Consider the following 15598-nt stretch of genomic DNA (forward strand, 5'->3'; position numbering starts at 1 on the left):
CTGGTTGGGCCGGGGAATCGCCGTTCACAGTGTATGCGACGACGACGAACGCCTCAGATGCCGAGGTCCTTGGCGATGATCGTCTTCATGATCTCGGTGGTGCCACCGTAGATCGTCTGGATGCGGGCGTCGATGAACGCTTGGGACACTGCGTATTCGCGCATGTAGCCGTAGCCGCCGTGCAACTGGAGGCAGCGGTTGGCGGTGCGGAACTGCAGTTCGGTGGCCCACCACTTCAGTTTCGCCGCCCGTGCGGCGGTCAGCTCACCCTTCACGTGCTCGGCGATGCAGTCGTCGAGAAATGTTCGGGCGATGTCGAGTTCGGTCGCGATCTCGGCGAGCACGAACTGGGTGTTCTGGAAGGAACTGATCGGCGAACCGAAGGCGGTGCGCTCCTTGACATAGTCCATCGTCCGGGCGAAGACACCTTCGGCGGCCGCGACCGCACCGATGGCCAGACTCAACCGCTCCTGCGGAAGGTTGTGCACGAGTTGGTAAAAGCCCTGCCCCTCCTCGCCGAGCCGATTGGCCACCGGCACGCGCATGTCGGTGAAGCTCAACTCGCTGGTGTCCTGGGCGTGCAGACCGATCTTGTCGAGGTTGCGGCCGCGTTCGAAGCCCGGCGTGTCGGCCTCGACGACGAGCAGGGTGAGTCCCTTGTGCTTGTCCGGACTGGTGCGGGTGGCCACCACGAACAGATCACCGTTGCGGCCGTTGGAGATGAAGGTCTTCGACCCGTTGACGACGTAGTCGTCGCCGTCGCGTACCGCGGAGGTGCGGATGCCGGTGAGATCGCTGCCGGTGCCGGGTTCGGTCATCGCGATGCCCAGCACCGTCTCGCCCGACACGACGCCGGGCAGCCACCGCGACTTCTGCTCGTCGGTGGTCATCTCCACCAGGTACGGCAGCACCACGTCGTTCTGCAGCGAGAAGGAGATGGCTTCCGCTGCGGCACCGGTTTTCGCGGTTTCCTCGATGACGATGGCGTTGTATCGGAAGTCGTCGACGCCGGGTCCGCCGAACTCTTCGGCCACCGGGAATCCGAGCAGGCCGTTCTTGCCGGCCTCGGTGAACATGCTGCGATCCCACAGGCCCGCGGACTCCCAGTCCTCGTGGTGCGGCGTGATCTGTTCGGCGACGAACCGTGCGACGGTCTCGCGGAAGTGCTTGTGCTCGATGTCGTGGGTGAGGGATGTCATGGTGGGTCTCCTGGGATAGGGGGTCTCGATACGCCCCTTGTTCCTCGGGGCTACTCGACCGGCGGGGGTAGGCGCCGGCTCAGCGGAAGGCGTTCTCGCCGGTGAAGGCCTGGCCGAGGACGAGTTGATGCATTTCCGGGGTGCCCTCGTAGGTGAGCACCGATTCCAGGTTCACCATGTGCCGGATCACCGGGTACTCCAGCGAGATGCCGTTGCCGCCCAGAATGGTTCGTGCCGTGCGGCAGATCTTGATGGCTTCCCGGGTGTTGTTCAGCTTGCCGAAGCTCACCTGGTCCGGGCGCAGGCCGACGGTATCCTTGAGACGACCGAGATGCAGGGCGAGCAACTGGCCCTTCTGCAGTTCCAGTGCCATGTCGGCGATCTTGGCCTGCGTCAGTTGGAACCCGGCGAGGGGCTTGCCGAATTGCGTTCGCTGCGCGGCGTAGTCGACGGCTGCCTGCCATGCGGTGCGGCCCGCGCCGATGGAACCCCAGATGATGCCGTAGCGGGCCTCGGTCAGGCTTGACAGTGGTGCCTTGATGCCCTTGCCCTTGTGCAGGTCGTCATTGCCCGGCATCAGGGCGTCGGCGGGCAGGCGCACGTTGTCGAGGACGATCTCGCCGGTGGTCGAGGCGCGCAGCGACAGTTTGTGTTTGATCTCCGGTGTGGAGACGCCGGGGGTGTCGGTCGGCACGATGAAGCCGCGCACGCCCACCGAACCGTCCTCGAGTTCGGTCTTGGCCCACACGACGGCGACGTCGGCGATGGGGGAGTTGGTGATCCACATCTTGCGGCCGTCGAGGATGTAGTCGGAACCGTCGCGGCGGGCCCGGGTCTTCATCGAGGCGGGGTCGCTGCCGGCGTCGGGTTCGGTGAGGCCGAAGCAGCCGACCGTTGTGCCCTCGGCCATCGACGGCAGCCAGCGGTTCTTCTGTTCCTCGCTGCCGTTGTTGTAGATGGAGAACATCGCCAGGGAGCCCTGCACCGACACCATCGAGCGGATGCCGGAGTCGCACGCCTCGAGTTCGAGGCTGGCGAGACCGTAGTGCACCGATGATGCTCCGCCGCAACCGTATCCGTCGAGGTGCATGCCGAGGACGCCGAGCTGGCCGAATTCCTTGAAGAGGTCGCGGGCGCCGGGGATGCCGCCGGCCTCGAACCAGTCGGCGATGTGCGGGGTGACGTGTTCGGCGAGGAATCCGCGGACCGAATCACGCACCGCGAGTTCGTCGTCGGAGTATCCGAGGTCGAGGTTGAGGGGATCGATCGCGGAGAACTTGGGTGCGGAGGTGGTGGCGCTCATCGGGTGGCTCCTGTCGAGGATGAGAGTGCGGAGTCGGGGGAGGTGAAGTGTCCGGCGGCCATCTCGGTGGCCGCGGATTCGGTTGCCTTGTAGTGCAGCTTCTTTCCGGTGGCCGAGACGGGGAGGGATTCGATGACCCGGTAGGCGCGGGGCCGTTTGAACTGCGAGAGCATCGGATGGGTGCGGCAGTAGGCGTCGAGTTCCTCGGGTGTGGGGTGGGCGCCTTCGACGGGGACGACATAGGCGACGACGAGTCGGCCCCACCGGTCGTCGGGGACGCCGACGACGAGGGAATCGGCGACCTGCGGGTGGCCGTTGAGGGCCTCCTCGACCTGTACCGGGTGCACATTCTCGCCACCGGAGATCAGCATGTCGTCCTTGCGTCCGACGATGGTGACGAATTCGTCGGCATCCCAGGTGGCCAGATCGCCGATGTGCAGCCAGCTGCCGTTGTACTTCGCCTTCTCCTGAAGGGGTGAATCGTAATAGGCGGCAGCGCACTTGGGTGAACGGATGATGACCTCACCCACCTCGGAGCCGTCGCGGGCGACCATCTCGTCGGGGTCGGCGAGGTGACCGTCGTCGTGCACCACGACCACCCGGACATCGTCGTCGATGCAGGCGCGGCCGGCGGTGCCGGCGTGATCGGGCAGATCGGTGGGTCGCAGGAAGGTGTTCCAGAATCCCTCGGTGGAGCCGTAACCGTTGAAGATCCTCGGGGTGAGGACGCTCTGATAGTGCAGTGCGGCTTCACGTTCCAGCGGTGCGCCCATGGTGACGATACCCCGCAGGCTGGACAGGTCACGAGGCTTGGCCTGCTGTGCGGTGGCGAGCATGGCGAGGTTCGTCGGGGCGCCGATCAGGAAGGTCAGCTGGTACTTCTCCACCCAGTCGAGCACCACCTCGGGGTCGAAGGCGCGCATCGGCACCAGCGAGGAGCCCAGGTAGAAGGTGGGATTGGGCCCGGCGCAATACAGGCCGCCGCGGTGGAACCACGGGGTCATGTTGAGGGTGCGGTCCTCCGGCGAGAGCGGGAAGGCCATGATGACGTCGTGTGCGGAGAAGATCTCGATGGCGCTGTTCATCGGCACGGCCTTGGGCATGCCGGTGGTGCCCGAGGTGTAGAGCCGCGTGGTCTCGTCGAAGACTCCTCGCTCCGATTGTGGCACAGCCGAATCCGAGGGTAGGTCATCGAAGCGGATGGAAACGGGTCCGTCCACGAGAGCCCCGGTGCCGACGCCCACCAGGATCTCCGGTGTGTGGTCGGCCAGCGCGATCGCCTCGGTCACCATGGTGGTGTAGTCGGTGTCGTAGATGTACACCTTGGGGCGGCTGACGTCGAGGATCACGGCGGTCTCGCCGGCGGCGAGCCGGAAGTTCACCGGAGATCCGACCGCGCCGGCGACCTGGGTGGCGAGGTAGAGTTGCGCGAACTCCGGGCCGTTGAGCAGTTGGTAGGCGACGACGTCACCGGTGTTCACGCCTACCGCGGCCAGTCCCGCCGCCACCGTGTCGACGTCGGCGCCGAGTTGCGCGTAGGTCCAGGTGGTCTCGGTCACCGGGTCGATCATCGCGATCGCGTTCGCGTAGCGGGAGACGTTGCGGCGGAAGCCGTTCAGATAGGTGAACTCATTCTCGAAGAACGAGCGGTAGGCGTGTGCGTCGTAGACGTAACTCATGGCGGATCTCCAGTGATCTCTCGGTTGACCGTTGGCCTAGCCGGCCATGGTGAGTCCGCCGCTGACGCTGATCACCTGTCCGGTGATGAACGACGCTGCGGGGGAGGCGAAGAACAGGACGGGTGCGGCGACCTCGTCGGGGAGGGCGAGACGACGGAACGGGATCGCCTTGACGAGAGCGGCCTTGAGCTTCTCGTCCTGGGCCTGGAACAGCGGGGTGTCGGTGGGTCCGGGGCAGACTGCGTTGACGGTGATCTGGTAGCGGGCCATCTCACGCGCGAGGGACTTCGACAGTGCGATGACGCCGCCCTTGGCGCCGGCGTAGATCGACTCGCCGGAGCTGCCGACGCGTCCGGCGTCGGAGGCCAGGTTGATCACGCGGCCGCCCTGCCAACCGTCGACCTTGGATGCCTCGACCATGCCGGGCAGGAAGGCGCTGGCCATGTGCACCGGACCGAGGTAGTTGATGGCGACGACCTTTTCCGCGAATTCCGGTGTGGCGTTGAGGAACTGGTCGGTGCGGTCCCAGCCGGCGGCGTTGACCAGGATGTCGGGCACACCCACCTCGGCGTTGACGGCGTCACGCAGGGCGTCGACCTGGGTGCGGTCGGAGACGTCGACGCTCATCGGGACGATGTTGGTGTTCTCGGCGGCGGTCTGCTTGGCGGCGTCCAGGTTGAGGTCGGCGGCGATGACGGTGGTGCCCTGTTCGGCGAACGCGAGGGCGATGGCCTTGCCGATGCCGGATGCGGCTCCGGTGACGACGGCGATGTTGTTGCTGCTCATGGTTTCTCCGGTGTGGTGGGGTGGAGTCGGGGCTCAGGCGCCGACGTACTTGTTGAATTCGGGCATCCGCTTCTCGGCGAATGCGGCGGCGCCTTCGAGACCCTCGGGGGAGTGGGTGAACAGGTCCAGCGAGCTCATCGCGAGGTTGGACAGGCCGGCCTGGTGGTCGGTGTCGGCGTTGAAGCTCTGCTTGAGGAAACGGATCGCGGTGGGGCTCTTCTCGGCGATCTCGGCGGCGACCTTCTTGGCCTCGTCGAGCAGGTCGGCGGCCGGGACGACCCAGTTGACCAGACCCCAACGCTCGGCGGTCTCGGCGTCGTACTGGCGGCACAGGTACCAGATCTCGCGGGCCCGCTTCTCGCCGACGATGCGGGCGAGGAAGGCCGAGCCGAACCCGGCGTCGTAGGAGCCGACCTTGGGACCGGACTGGCCGAAGCGGGCGGTGTCGGCGGCGATGGTCAGGTCGCACAGCACGTGCAGCACGTGGCCGCCGCCGATGGCCAGGCCGTTGACCGCGGCGATGACCGGCTTGGGGATGTCGCGGATGGTCTTGTGCAGGTTGCCGATCTCGAACATGCCGCTCTCGGACGGGCCGTAGTCGCCGGTCTCGGCGCGCTGCTTGACGTCGCCGCCGGTGCAGAAGGCCTTCTCGCCGGCGCCGGTGAGGATCACGGCTTGGACATTCTTGTCGGCCCAGGCGCGACGGAACGCGTTGATCATCTCTTCGACGGTCTTGGCGCGGAAGGCGTTGTAGCGCTGCGGCCGGTTCATCGTGATGATCGCGGTCGGTCCCTCGACGGTGTAGTCGATGTCTTCGTAGTTCATCTCGGTGCTCCCTGTGTTCGGTCCCTGATCGCCGGGCGGTGATCAGCACTTCATGGTGAATGAACGTACATTCACTCGGTGGGGCGTGTCAAGGGTCACATCGAGAGCTTGGGGAAGAAGTAAAGAACCAACCCGAAGCAAAGGGAGTGCTGCTGCGCCGACGCGATCCATGCACCTGCCGTGATATCGTTCCGGTGATATCGGAGGTGATGAGTGTGGAACAGATCCTCATCCGCAACCTTCCCGCGGGAACCAAGGCTGCCCTGCGGGCACGCGCCGAGCGGCATCACCGGTCGGTCGAGGCCGAGGCTCGCGAGATCCTCGGCGAGGCACTCGAGCGGGAGCCGGCCACGCTCGTCGATCTGCTGAGCGTCGATGAGGGGGCCGACATCGAGTTCGAGCCCGAACGTCTCGGTGTGACCGGCCGGACCCCTGAGTTGTGAGGTATGTCCTGGACACCAATGTGGTGTCAGCGCTGCGAGTGCGGGGGCGCAACCGGTCGGTCGAGACCTGGGCGGCGTCGATTTCCATCGCGGATCAGTTCGTGACGGCCATGACCATTGCCGAGATCGAGCGAGGTGTGGTCGCCAGAGAGCGAACCGACCGGGTTCAGGGAGTGATCCTGCGCCGCTGGTTTGAGGAGCGGGTCTTGCCCGCCTTCGCCGACCGTGTGCTGCCGTTCGATCTGTCTGCTGCTCGGGTGCTGGCCACTTACCGGGTGCCCGAGCATGCGCCGTTTGACGACGCGCTCATCGCTGCTGTTGCGCAGGCGACCGGGATGACCGTGGCGACGCGCAATACCAGGCACTTCGAGCCGTTGGGCGTTGCGTGTATCAACCCGTGGGAGACGAATTCCTGAACGCGCGGTATCCGTGTTGGTGCCCGGAGGACTGGGTTCTTCGCCCTGGAAGGTCTTGCGGTACGCGAACTCTCGAATCGCGATGACCCCGGTCGCGGGGGAGACCGCGGACTCCGAGCCCGCGTTGCGCGAGGTCGCGGCCGAGGTTTTCGGCTCCTGGGTCGACGGGACGTCGGCGCTGTTCGCATTGCGGGGTCTCGCCGACGCCGATGCCCGCGACCTGGCCTTCGCGGTGATCTCGGCGCTCGAGGGTGCCTTCGTCCTCGCGCGGACGCTGCGTTCCGATGAACCGCTGATCGCGGCGGGCCGTGTGATGGGCGCGGCGGCCCGCGAAACCCCTGTTGCGCGATAGCGTGACCACCATGGCTCAACGAGCAGAACCGGACTGGGTGCAGCACGTCATCTGGTGGCAGATCTATCCGCTGGGGTTCACCGGCGCCCATCCCGATCCCCACGATCACGACGAGCACCGACTGCTGCGGATCCTCGGATGGCTCGACCACGCCATCGAATTGGGTTGTTCCGGAATCGCATTGGGCCCGATCTTCGCCTCAGAGACACACGGGTACGACACCGTCGACCACTTCCGGATCGACCCGCGGCTGGGCACCGACGACGACTTCGACCGCCTCGTCGCCGAGGCCCACGGTCGTGGACTGAAGATCCAACTCGACGGCGTGTTCAACCACGTCGGGCGAAGCCACCCGCTCGCCGCGGCGGCACTGCGGGACGGACCCGGCAGTGACGCCGCGCGGCACCTGCGCACCACCGGTAGCGGCGACGACCGGCGATTCGTGCCCTTCGAGGGCCACGACATCCTCGTCACCCTCAATCACGACGACGACGAGGTCCGCCGCTTCATCGTCGACGTCATGCGGCACTGGCTCGACCGCGGCGCCGACGCCTGGCGCCTGGACGCCGCCTACGCGGTACCGACCCGGTTCTGGGCACGGGTGCTTCCCGAGGTACGCACCTCGCACCCCGACGTCTGGTTCGAGGCCGAGGTCATCCATGGCGACTACGCCGGGTTCGTCGCCGACAGCTCCGCCGACACCGTCACCCAGTACGAACTGTGGAAGGCGATCTGGTCGGCGATCAACGACCGCAACCTCTTCGAACTCGCCTGGGCCATGACCCGCCACAGCGAGATGCTGGAGGCCTTCGTCCCGGCCACCTTCATCGGCAATCACGACGTCACCCGCATCGCCAGCCAGATCACCGATGCAAGCCACCTCGACCATGCGATCGTTCTGCTCGCGCTCCTCGGTGGGACACCGTCGGTCTACGCGGGTGACGAATACGGTTTCACCGGCGTCAAGGACGAACGGGTCGGCGGCGACGACGCGATCCGGCCGCCCTTCCCGGCGACCCCCGGCGAACTCGAGTACCCAAACGAACGGATCTACCGACTTCACCAGCGGCTCATCGGGTTTCGTCGACGCTACCCGTGGCTACACCGGGCCGTCACCGAACAGATCGCACTGGCCAACGAGCACGCCACCTGGGCGGTGACCGCCGACGGGCAGCGTCTGGAGTTCACCCTCAACCTCGGCGACCAACCCGTCGGCATCGACTCCGCCGCCCTGCTCGACTCCGACGACGCCACCCGCGACACACCCGGATCGGTCGCACCGCACGGATGGGCGATCTGCGGCCGCTGATCGCCGCTGGGTCCGCTCGAGAATTCAGTCCAGCCCGCGCTGCGCTGTGCGATCCCCACGACGGGACGCGGCGCGCTGGATCAGGAAGATCGACGTCCCGAGCACGCCCACACCCAGACCCACCAGGCAGACGGCGAGGGTGCGCCCACCGCCCCACCCGGTGATCCCGACGACGATCGCGGCGATCAGCCACGCGGTCATCCCGACCGCGATCACCGGTTCGGGCGCCCGCAACGATCGGGGCAGTTCGGGAACGTCGGCTGCATCGGACATGTGCTCAGGGTAACTTTCGGGTGTGTCCACCGAATCGTCGAGTGAGCCGAATCCGCCGGAGCTGAGCAAGTCGGAACCGAACGAGCCGGAACCGAACGAGCCCGCGACGCCACACGGCGAATCGGGGTCGCCCGCGCTGAACCCGCCGCCCAACGTCATCGACCGCTTCTTCAAGGTCAGCGAACGCGGGTCGACGATGACCCGCGAGGTGCGTGGCGGCCTCGTCACCTTCTTCACGATGGCCTACATCGTGATCCTCAACCCGATCATCATCGGTGGCATCCCCGGCGAGCCGCACAACGCCGACATCCTCGGCAACGTGCTCCCGCTCGCGCAGGTCGCCGCCGTCACCGCCCTCGTCGCCGGCGTCATGTCGATCATCTTCGGTCTCGTCGCCAACTACCCGTTCGCCATCGCCACCGGACTGGGCATCAACAGCCTCCTCGCGGTCACCATCGCGCCGGAGATGACCTGGCCCGAGGCGATGGGTCTGGTGGTCATCGACGGCATCATCATCGTGGCGCTCGCCGTCACCGGATTCCGCACCGCGGTGTTCAATGCCGTTCCCGCGGAACTGAAAGCGGCCATCGCCGCCGGCATCGGCTGCTTCATCGCCTTCGTCGGATTCGTCGACGCGGGCTTCGTCAAACGCATCCCCGACGCCGCCGGGACCACCGTGCCGGTCCAATTGGGCTTCGGCAACTCGATCACCACCGTGCCGACCCTGATCTTCGTCATCGGTGTCCTGCTCATGGGAGTGCTGGTGGTGCGGCGCGTACCCGGCGGACTGCTGATCGGCATCGTCGTCACCGCCGTCGTGTCGATCATCCTGGAATCGGTCCTCGACCTCGGTTCGAGCGCGACCAACCCCGACGGCTGGGGACTGTCGGTACCGGCCATCCCCGACTCCTTCGGCGGCCTGCCGAATCTGGGTCTCGTCGGCGACGTCGACCTGTTCGGAGCCTTCACCCGCATCGGTGTCCTCGCCGCCTGCGTGTTCGTCTTCGCGCTGGTCCTGTCGAACTTCTTCGACGCGATGGGCACCATGACCGGACTCGGCAAGGAAGCCGGCCTCGCCGACGAGAAGGGCAACCTGCCCGGCATCGGCAAGGCACTCGTCGTCGAGGGCACCGGTGCGATCGCCGGCGGTGTCGCCTCCTCGTCGTCGAACACGGTGTTCGTGGAGTCCGCCTCCGGCATCGCCGAAGGCGCCCGCACCGGTCTGGCCAACATCGTCACCGGCGTGCTGTTCCTGATCGCGATGTTCCTCACCCCGATCTACGAGGTGATCCCCAGCGAGGCCGTCGCACCGGCGCTCGTCATCGTCGGTGGTCTGATGATCGCGCAGGTCCGCAGCATCGACTTCACCAACTTCGCGATCGCCCTACCGACCTTCCTGACCATCGTGACGATGCCGTTCACCTACTCGATCGCCAACGGCATCGGCGTGGGCTTCATCAGCTGGGTGGTGATGGCCACGGCGGCCGGTAAGGCGCGGACCATCCATCCGCTGATGTGGCTCGTCGCGATCGTGTTCGTCGCCTATTTCGCCCGGCAACCGATCTCCGACTGGATCGGATGATCACACAGAAAGTATGAGACGCTATTCGGCGTGGTCCGGACGATGGACAATACCGCCGAGGAAGCTGCGAGGAGGCTGAATAAAATCTAATATTCAGCCCGTGGAAGCAACTTTGCCGAGCGATGAACGTCTCGCCGGATCGCTGGCCCTGGCCATCGTCCGAATGGCGCGTCGGCTGCGTCTGCGCCGCGACCACGAACTCGTGTCGCTGACCCAGCTGTCGGCGCTCAACACCCTCTATCAGGAGGGCTCCATGTCGCCGGGCGCACTCGCGGCCGCCGAACGCGTCAAACCCCCGTCGATGACCCGGGTCATCGCCTCCCTTGCCGACCTGGGGATGGTGCGCCGCGAGGCCCACCCGACCGACGGCCGGCAGGCGATCGTCACGCTCGCACCGGCCGGCGAGAAGGTCATCACCGACGAGGTGGCCGCCCGCAAGGCCTGGCTCAACGATCGTCTCGACGAACTCTCCGACGACGAACGCGCCACCCTGTGTGCCGCGATCCCGGTGCTGGAGAAGATCATCGTCAACGACATCTGACCTCCCGGCGGACGTCAGAAGAAGGTACCGGCGAACGGTGCCCGCCCCGTGGCGAAGGCCTGCTCGAGGGCCGTCAATGTCTCCGGCGAATCGGTCCACAGGCGGTCGGCGGCCGCGAATTCCCGGGCCGGGATCCCGCCCAGGTAGATGCTCGACAACACCGAGATGTCCAGTCGCACAGTCGGTTTCTCGTCGGTGTGGATCACCGCGGCCGCACCGTTGCGTACACTGACGGCAAACACCCCGCCGCGGTCGACGAACGCGTCGGTCACCTCGATGACGACATCGAGATCGGCGGCATATCGACGTGCCGACAGCGCCGCCGGGACATCGAGGATACGCAGCCACATGGTGTCGGCGATCCCGGTGACCTCCGCTGAGCGCAGGTCGAGCAGCTTGTACGGGAGCGGATCGTCGGTGGGGATCGCGGCGGTCAGCGACGGCACCAGATCGAGGGAGATGAGCACGCGCCACAGTTCGGTGTGGGCGTCGTCGGTGACCGCGACGACCTCCGACACCTCCGCGCGCACCTCGCCGTCGGCGACACCCTTGAGGATGCGGTAGCTCGCGTATCCGTCCTCGTGCAGCAGATAGTGCAGGCCACTGGCCGCCGGTGCCCGCTCGGAATCGCGATCGGCCAGGATCGGTGCCCACCACTGTGTGGTGCGGCCGAGCGCACCCGGCCGGGTGGCACACCAGCGGTCGTGGATGTCGGCGACCGCCGCGGGGACCTCGTCGGGACGGGCGAATCGCACGCCGGCGCGTTCGGGTGCCGCGGCCCGCATCCGGGGTGACCCACCGATGTGAATCCGGTGCGCGAAGGTCGCCGGACCGAATCCGTAGCGTTCGTAGATGGTGCCCTCCGACGCGGTCAGGATGGCGAAGACCTGCCCTTCGTCGAGCCACTGCGTGAACAACTCGGTGATCATCCGGCGCAGGATGCCGCGTCGACGATGCGTCGCGGCCACCGACACCCACGACAGACCGGCCGCATCAGACCGCGCGCCCCCGGGCAGCGTCATGGTCATCCGATAGAACATCGACACACCCACCAGTGGCTCCCCGGGTGCGTCATCGTCGCGCACGACGACGATGTCGGCGTCGGAGACCTTGCCGCGCAAGTCATTTCGCTCGTCATCGGGGAGCGGATTGCGCATCGCGAATGCGCGGGCGTCGGCGTCGATGATGTCGTCCCAGTCGTCATCGGTCGCCCGGGCCAAGCTCAGTCCGTCGATGGTCGTATCTGCGCTGCTCACGCCATCCACCGTGTCACATCGTGGTCGCCGCGGTGCACATCGGCCCACATCGATCGGCGATGAACCCGCCGACGAAGCGTTTTGGCAGACTGGACTGCCGTGTCCGATGCACCCGTGACCTCCGTACGTGCACCCGGCGATGGGCCGCTGCCGGTGCGTGTCGTCGACATCGAGGATCCCGACGATCCGCGTGTCGACGATTTCCGCGACCTCAGTTCGGCCGACCGCCGTCCCGACCTACCCGCGATGCCCGGGGGTGGCCGCGGCCGCGGTCTGGTGATCGCCGAGGGCGTGTTCGTCGCGCAACGGATGATCGCGTCCCGGTTCGCGCCGCACGCCTTTCTCGGGGTGGGTAGGCGTCTGGACGAGCTGGTCGGCCATATCCGCGTCGACCCGGACGCACCTGTCCCGTTCTATCGCGTCGGCGCGGAGGTGATGGCGCAGATCGTCGGCTTCCACCTCAATCGCGGTGTGCTCGGCGTGGCGCGCCGGCCCGCGGCACTCGGCGTCGACGAGGTCCTCGCCTCGTCGCGGACCGTGGTGATCCTCGAGGGCGTCAACGATCACGAGAACATCGGTGCCATCTTCCGCAACGCCGCCGGACTCGGCGTCGACGCGGTGCTGTTCGGTGCGGGCTGCGCCGACCCGCTGTACCGGCGCAGCGTGCGGGTGTCGATGGGACATGTCCTGCTGGTTCCGTTCGCCCACGTGGATGGCTGGCCTGCCGATCTCGACATCGTCCACGATCGCGGCTTCACCACCGTCGCCCTGACCCCCGATGCGGCGGCCGTCCCGCTCGCCGAGGCCGTCGACGCACCGCGGGTGGCGTTCCTGGTCGGTGCGGAGGGACCCGGGCTGAGCGCGGCGACGATGCAGGCCACGACCCGCACCGCCCGGATCCCGATGAGCCGCGGAACCGACTCGCTGAACGTGGCCACGGCCGCGGCCATCGCCTTCTATGAACGGGCCCGATCGGGCACGATGGACGCGTGAGCGAACCCGAGCCACCCGCATGGACCATCTACGCCCGCGAACCCGAGCGGGTCGTGGCCGGGTCGAGTTCCGGCGCCGATCTGGAGGGCTGGCGGCACACCGAGCCGACGCCGTGGGTGCTGGGGCTGATCGTCAGTGCGTTCGGTGTCGCATTCGGGGCGATGCTGATGCTGGGGCTCTACGCCCTGATCGGATCGTTCGCCCGATGGGCAGGATTGGTCGCGGTGTTCATCGTCGGTCCGGCGATCGGCTGGACACTGTGGGACTTCCGCTTCCGCCCGGTGTGGCGCTGGATCGTCTGGGGATCGCTGACCGGTCTGCTGGCCGGGATCGGCTCGGCGGTGGCGCTGTTCGCGCTGGGACGCTGAGCAGCCGGGCCGTCAGTCCTTCCCGAAACCGAAGTAGCGGGCCAGTCGACCACGACGACGCGGCTCCACCGGCAACCCGGTGTCGGGATCGATGTCGGCCGGTCCGGGTTCGGTGGTCGGCTCGGTACGTGCCGATGCCGAGTGATAGCGCGCCAGATCGTCGGGCGTCGGTTGGTAATCGGCCGGGTGGATCGCGAAACCGGTCACCGGGATCAGGGACGGATCGGCGTCGGTCGGCGCCAACGGACGGGTGAACCGGAATCCGAGCCAGGCGCGATTGGCGTCCTCGGCCATCTGCTGCGGATGGAACGGCAGCGCGAGGGGATCGGGTGCGGTGCCCTCGGCGTAGCGGAGTGGGCGCTCACCGGCCCAGAAGGGTCGCTCGAACGGCTCCGGCAGGCCCTGATCGTCGAAGAGATCGACCGGGGTCGCCGAGAACGACCGCTTCAAGGTCCCGTTCTCCCACCGCGCGAACGTCCCGGTACCGGTTTCCGGGTCGGTGTAGAGCAGGACCGCGGCCGCGCTCGGCTGGATACCGACGATGGTGCGGGTGAGATCGTCCGGCCGTTCGGTGGCGAACAGTGAGCAGGAGATCACGCTCAGCGGGCCGTAGTGGCCGACGTAGACGTGTGAGTCGTCGGCCGTCATCGCCGAAGCCAGATCCGTGTCGATCACCGGGAGCAGCGTCGCATCGCCATAGAGGGCCGTTGCCAGGCGCCCCGCCGCGGTGACGTCGTTGACGAGGCCGGCGCGGATCATCGCGGCCGGATCGTCGGTGTCGATGAACCACAGTGTGACAGCGCGCGCCGACATCGTCCCCCTCTAGTTGTTCGGATGGCTTCGGACGCCGAGGAGGACGTCCTCCCAGGCGGGTACCGCTGGTTTCCGCGACTTACGGCGCCGCGGCGCATCCACCGGGGTGGGGGCCGGTGGCGCAGGTTCCGGTTCGGGTTCTGGTGCCTCGTGGGCGCCGGTGTGGTCGGTCCCGGTCTGGTCGGGCCCGGTGTGGTTGATCGCGGTGTCGGCGGGTTCGGTGTTGCCGGTGGCCGTCTCGACGGTCTCGGTGCGGTCGATTTCGGTGTGATCGATCTCGACGACCTCGGCCTCGACGATCTCCGGTTCGCGCGACACCTCGGGGCGCGTGGAGTCACCCGTCCTGGCCTCGTGAGGCGACGCCTCGAAGTCGAGTGCGTAGGTGCCGAATTGGTCGAACGGTGCACGTTGCGGATCACGCCGGGTGGTCTGTTCGCCGATGAGGGAATCGGCGTCGAAGGTGACCTGCTCACGCCCGGTGTCGTCGAAGTCGACGGTGGGCGCGATCGGCGGTGCGGCCACCGGGGTGAGCCGACGACGCGGTTCGATGAGTTCTGGGTGGGTGAGCTCCTCGGCGAGATCGTCGAGGGGTTCGGCGGTACCGCCGTGCGAACCGGGCAGGTAGCGCCAGTGCGCGCGGTGCTCGGAGTGCCCGACATGCCAGGACACCTGCACCGCCCAGTAGCCGTCCTCACCCTTCCAGGCGTCCCAGGAGACCTCGTGCGGGTTCTGTGCGAACGCGACCAACGATTCGGCGACGACCTCGCCGAGCGTGGCCGCGGCCGGACCGTCGTGGCGGATCGGATGGGATTGCCCGGCGAGTTCGGCGGCACGGGAACGTTCGAGCAGCACGGGATGGGCGAAGCGCTCGATCTTGTCGACGCCGACCCCGGCGATCGCGGCGACCTCGGCGACGGTTGCGCCGGCGCGGATCCGTGATTGGATCTCGCGAGGACGCAACGTGCTGGTCATCTCGATCTCTATCTGACCGAGTCGGGAGAGGTCGCCACGTGCGGCGGCGCGCAACCGTTCATCCGCGGCAATCGTGAACTTCTCACCCGACTCGGCATCCTGGCAGATGACCTGGGAGCCGTCGGCGCCGACGCCGACCACTCGGAGCTCGCGCATCTGCTCCTCCTCTGGTTGACCACGAGTGCGGGCATTGGAGCCAGGGTAGACCACCGCGACACGCGCACACCGCGGGACACGCGGGATATTCGCAGTTCAGCTTGACAGCGCTCACGTGCGCGTTGACAGCGCTCTTGCCCGTCGACGGCGCTCTCGCCGACGCTGACAGCGCTCACCTCAGCGTTGACAGCGCTCCCGCCGACGCTGACCGGTGAGTGTCAAGCTGTGGTGAGTCAGTTCCCGATTTTGTTGTGTTATGCGGTGGGTTGGTGGTGCAGGTTGATGGCGACGCGTTGCTGCGGTCGTTTGACTGTGGGTGGTTGGTGGAAACG

The 15598-nt window shown here is 67.1% G+C and carries 17 protein-coding genes; 8 read left to right on the top strand and 9 right to left on the bottom strand.

What is annotated here, in order from left to right:
* Nucleotides 1–53: 53 nt before the first annotated feature.
* The 5 genes from ABLE92_RS11380 to ABLE92_RS11400 all read right to left on the bottom strand — a co-directional run bounded on the left by ABLE92_RS11380 (nucleotide 54) and on the right by ABLE92_RS11400 (nucleotide 5792).
* Nucleotides 54–1199, bottom strand: coding sequence for an acyl-CoA dehydrogenase family protein (locus tag ABLE92_RS11380; protein ID WP_348804859.1), 1146 nt, complete (start codon nucleotides 1197–1199; stop codon nucleotides 54–56).
* Between the two features lie 79 nt (nucleotides 1200–1278).
* Entirely contained in the window at nucleotides 1279–2502 is a 1224-nt protein-coding gene (locus ABLE92_RS11385; RefSeq protein WP_348804860.1) for an acyl-CoA dehydrogenase family protein, read from the bottom strand.
* The gene (locus ABLE92_RS11390) at nucleotides 2499–4181 is read right to left on the bottom strand and encodes a class I adenylate-forming enzyme family protein (protein WP_348804861.1); all 1683 of its coding nucleotides are present in this window, start codon (nucleotides 4179–4181) and stop codon (nucleotides 2499–2501) included. The genes ABLE92_RS11385 and ABLE92_RS11390 overlap by 4 nt, the downstream gene beginning before the upstream one ends.
* A gap of 36 nt (nucleotides 4182–4217) precedes the next feature.
* Nucleotides 4218–4967, bottom strand: coding sequence for an SDR family NAD(P)-dependent oxidoreductase (locus ABLE92_RS11395; protein ID WP_348804862.1), 750 nt, complete (start codon nucleotides 4965–4967; stop codon nucleotides 4218–4220).
* 33 nt (nucleotides 4968–5000) lie between these two features.
* Nucleotides 5001–5792: an enoyl-CoA hydratase-related protein gene (locus ABLE92_RS11400; protein WP_348804863.1), complete on the bottom strand. Its 792-nt coding sequence runs from the start codon at nucleotides 5790–5792 to the stop codon at nucleotides 5001–5003.
* A 215-nt stretch (nucleotides 5793–6007) separates the two neighbouring features.
* Here ABLE92_RS11400 and ABLE92_RS11405 point away from each other — a divergent pair, with 215 nt between their 5' ends.
* The 4 genes from ABLE92_RS11405 to ABLE92_RS11420 all read left to right on the top strand — a co-directional run bounded on the left by ABLE92_RS11405 (nucleotide 6008) and on the right by ABLE92_RS11420 (nucleotide 8312).
* Nucleotides 6008–6235 (top strand): FitA-like ribbon-helix-helix domain-containing protein, encoded by a 228-nt coding sequence (locus ABLE92_RS11405; RefSeq protein WP_348804864.1) that lies wholly within the window; start codon nucleotides 6008–6010, stop codon nucleotides 6233–6235.
* Nucleotides 6232–6651, top strand: coding sequence for a type II toxin-antitoxin system VapC family toxin (locus ABLE92_RS11410; RefSeq protein WP_348804865.1), 420 nt, complete (start codon nucleotides 6232–6234; stop codon nucleotides 6649–6651). The genes ABLE92_RS11405 and ABLE92_RS11410 overlap by 4 nt, the downstream gene beginning before the upstream one ends.
* An 82-nt stretch (nucleotides 6652–6733) precedes the next feature.
* A complete protein-coding gene (locus ABLE92_RS11415; protein WP_425476183.1) occupies nucleotides 6734–7003 on the top strand; it encodes an LmrA/YxaF family transcription factor in 270 nt (89 codons plus the stop codon).
* A 10-nt stretch (nucleotides 7004–7013) separates the two neighbouring features.
* Entirely contained in the window at nucleotides 7014–8312 is a 1299-nt protein-coding gene (locus ABLE92_RS11420) for an alpha-amylase family protein (protein ID WP_348804866.1), read from the top strand.
* Between the two features lie 24 nt (nucleotides 8313–8336).
* On the opposite strand, the gene ABLE92_RS11425 is transcribed toward ABLE92_RS11420, so the two are convergent.
* Nucleotides 8337–8585 carry a DUF2530 domain-containing protein gene (locus tag ABLE92_RS11425; protein ID WP_348804867.1) on the bottom strand — a complete coding sequence of 83 codons (249 nt, stop codon included), beginning with the start codon at nucleotides 8583–8585 and terminating at the stop codon, nucleotides 8337–8339.
* A 196-nt stretch (nucleotides 8586–8781) separates the two neighbouring features.
* Here ABLE92_RS11425 and ABLE92_RS11430 point away from each other — a divergent pair, with 196 nt between their 5' ends.
* Nucleotides 8782–10167 (top strand): NCS2 family permease, encoded by a 1386-nt coding sequence (locus ABLE92_RS11430; protein WP_425476186.1) that lies wholly within the window; start codon nucleotides 8782–8784, stop codon nucleotides 10165–10167.
* Nucleotides 10168–10330: 163 nt separating this feature from the next.
* A complete protein-coding gene (locus ABLE92_RS11435) occupies nucleotides 10331–10708 on the top strand; it encodes a MarR family transcriptional regulator (RefSeq protein ID WP_348804891.1) in 378 nt (125 codons plus the stop codon).
* A 14-nt stretch (nucleotides 10709–10722) separates the two neighbouring features.
* Here ABLE92_RS11435 and ABLE92_RS11440 read toward each other — a convergent pair whose 3' ends face one another.
* Entirely contained in the window at nucleotides 10723–11964 is a 1242-nt protein-coding gene (locus ABLE92_RS11440) for a GNAT family N-acetyltransferase (RefSeq protein ID WP_348804869.1), read from the bottom strand.
* A 153-nt stretch (nucleotides 11965–12117) separates the two neighbouring features.
* Between ABLE92_RS11440 and ABLE92_RS11445 the strand changes: the two genes are divergently transcribed.
* Together ABLE92_RS11445 and ABLE92_RS11450 are read left to right on the top strand one after the other, a co-directional pair.
* Nucleotides 12118–12957 (top strand): TrmH family RNA methyltransferase, encoded by an 840-nt coding sequence (locus ABLE92_RS11445; protein ID WP_348804892.1) that lies wholly within the window; start codon nucleotides 12118–12120, stop codon nucleotides 12955–12957.
* Nucleotides 12954–13325 carry a DUF2537 domain-containing protein gene (locus ABLE92_RS11450; protein WP_348804870.1) on the top strand — a complete coding sequence of 124 codons (372 nt, stop codon included), beginning with the start codon at nucleotides 12954–12956 and terminating at the stop codon, nucleotides 13323–13325. Before ABLE92_RS11445 ends, ABLE92_RS11450 begins: the two co-directional genes overlap by 4 nt.
* Before the next feature lie 12 nt (nucleotides 13326–13337).
* Here ABLE92_RS11450 and ABLE92_RS11455 read toward each other — a convergent pair whose 3' ends face one another.
* Both ABLE92_RS11455 and sepH read right to left on the bottom strand, forming a co-directional pair.
* Nucleotides 13338–14138, bottom strand: a complete 801-nt coding sequence (locus tag ABLE92_RS11455; RefSeq protein ID WP_348804871.1) for a DUF6928 family protein — start codon at nucleotides 14136–14138, stop codon at nucleotides 13338–13340.
* A gap of 9 nt (nucleotides 14139–14147) precedes the next feature.
* Nucleotides 14148–15266, bottom strand: a complete 1119-nt coding sequence (gene sepH, locus ABLE92_RS11460; RefSeq protein WP_348804872.1) for a septation protein SepH — start codon at nucleotides 15264–15266, stop codon at nucleotides 14148–14150.
* Between the last annotated feature and the right edge of the window lie 332 nt (nucleotides 15267–15598).

It is taken from the genome of Gordonia oleivorans (assembly GCF_040044975.1).
Lineage (GTDB): Bacteria > Actinomycetota > Actinomycetes > Mycobacteriales > Mycobacteriaceae > Gordonia > Gordonia oleivorans.

Excerpts from the sequence above, each read along its gene's own strand:
- ABLE92_RS11380 (WP_348804859.1), bottom strand. The coding sequence starts at position 1,199 with ATGACATCCCTCACCCACGACATCGAGCACAAGCACTTCCGCGAGACC.
- ABLE92_RS11385 (WP_348804860.1), bottom strand. The coding sequence starts at position 2,502 with ATGAGCGCCACCACCTCCGCACCCAAGTTCTCCGCGATCGATCCCCTC.
- ABLE92_RS11390 (WP_348804861.1), bottom strand. The coding sequence starts at position 4,181 with ATGAGTTACGTCTACGACGCACACGCCTACCGCTCGTTCTTCGAGAAT.
- ABLE92_RS11395 (WP_348804862.1), bottom strand. The coding sequence starts at position 4,967 with ATGAGCAGCAACAACATCGCCGTCGTCACCGGAGCCGCATCCGGCATC.
- ABLE92_RS11400 (WP_348804863.1), bottom strand. The coding sequence starts at position 5,792 with ATGAACTACGAAGACATCGACTACACCGTCGAGGGACCGACCGCGATC.
- ABLE92_RS11415 (WP_425476183.1), top strand. The coding sequence starts at position 6,734 with ATGACCCCGGTCGCGGGGGAGACCGCGGACTCCGAGCCCGCGTTGCGC.
- ABLE92_RS11420 (WP_348804866.1), top strand. The coding sequence starts at position 7,014 with ATGGCTCAACGAGCAGAACCGGACTGGGTGCAGCACGTCATCTGGTGG.
- ABLE92_RS11425 (WP_348804867.1), bottom strand. The coding sequence starts at position 8,585 with ATGTCCGATGCAGCCGACGTTCCCGAACTGCCCCGATCGTTGCGGGCG.
- ABLE92_RS11430 (WP_425476186.1), top strand. The coding sequence starts at position 8,782 with ATGACCCGCGAGGTGCGTGGCGGCCTCGTCACCTTCTTCACGATGGCC.
- ABLE92_RS11435 (WP_348804891.1), top strand. The coding sequence starts at position 10,331 with ATGGCGCGTCGGCTGCGTCTGCGCCGCGACCACGAACTCGTGTCGCTG.
- ABLE92_RS11455 (WP_348804871.1), bottom strand. The coding sequence starts at position 14,138 with ATGTCGGCGCGCGCTGTCACACTGTGGTTCATCGACACCGACGATCCG.
- sepH (WP_348804872.1), bottom strand. The coding sequence starts at position 15,266 with ATGCGCGAGCTCCGAGTGGTCGGCGTCGGCGCCGACGGCTCCCAGGTC.